Source organism: Aphanothece microscopica RSMan92 (assembly GCF_046613545.2).
In the GTDB taxonomy this organism is placed as follows: Bacteria; Cyanobacteriota; Cyanobacteriia; order PCC-6307; family Cyanobiaceae; genus NIES-981.
The window spans coordinates 1-644 of sequence record NZ_JBKKKY020000325.1 but is presented as its reverse complement, the minus strand read 5'-3'; the positions used below and the strand labels follow the sequence as shown (position 1 = coordinate 644).

The window sequence follows — 644 nt, the reverse complement described above, 5'->3', positions numbered from 1 at the left end:
GAGGCGGTGGGCCTGCTGCGATCCGCGACCGATGGCGGGTCGGTTTCCCTGGAAGGGGAAGTCGGCTTGTCCACCCGGCAATTGCTGAAGACGCTGGCGGATCGACGCGACCGCGTGGCGCGGGCGGATTTCGATCGCGCCGTCGCCTTCTACAAGGCGCGCGCCGCGGGTGGCGTCTCCAACGCCGACGCCCAGCGCCGCGTGAAGCGGCTGATGGAGGAGCTCGACCTCCAGCCCAAGGCGACGGGCCGGATCATCCGGTCCCGCCGCTGGTACCGGATGATCGAAGCCTGACACCGCGTCCCGCCATGGGGCGGGGCATCACCACCCATCCAGGAGTTCCCACGATGATGCGCATCCTCGCGCTGCTGGCCATGCTCGTCCTCGCCCTCCCGGCCAGCGCGCAGACCGCGGCACAAGCGCCACATGGCGCGGCGCCCGGCCTGTCCCTCGCGCTGCCCGCCGCTCCGCGGATCAGCAGCGGCCATGCCGCCGCGCTGGCCACCGGCATGTTCGCCGGCGCCGTCGCCGGCTCGGTGCTGATCAATGGCGGCGCCGTCGCCGCGCTGGTCGGCAGCGTCGCCGGCGTCGTGCTCGGCAACTGGTACTGGACCGAATACGTGGAACCGCAGGACTGACCGGAC

General features: G+C 72.0%; 2 protein-coding genes. Both read left to right on the top strand.

Features of this window, described 5'->3' with window-relative positions:
• Window positions 1-294 (top strand): hypothetical protein (locus ACLD7X_RS17795; protein ID WP_411425022.1); only part of this gene is annotated, 294 nt, incomplete at its 5' end.
• A 53-nt stretch (window positions 295-347) separates the two neighbouring features.
• Window positions 348-638, top strand: coding sequence for a hypothetical protein (locus tag ACLD7X_RS17790; protein ID WP_411425021.1), 291 nt, complete (start codon window positions 348-350; stop codon window positions 636-638).
• Window positions 639-644 lie beyond the last annotated feature (6 nt).

Coding starts and splice junctions, on each gene's coding strand:
- ACLD7X_RS17790 (WP_411425021.1), top strand. CDS start 348: ATGATGCGCATCCTCGCGCTGCTGGCCATGCTCGTCCTCGCCCTCCCG.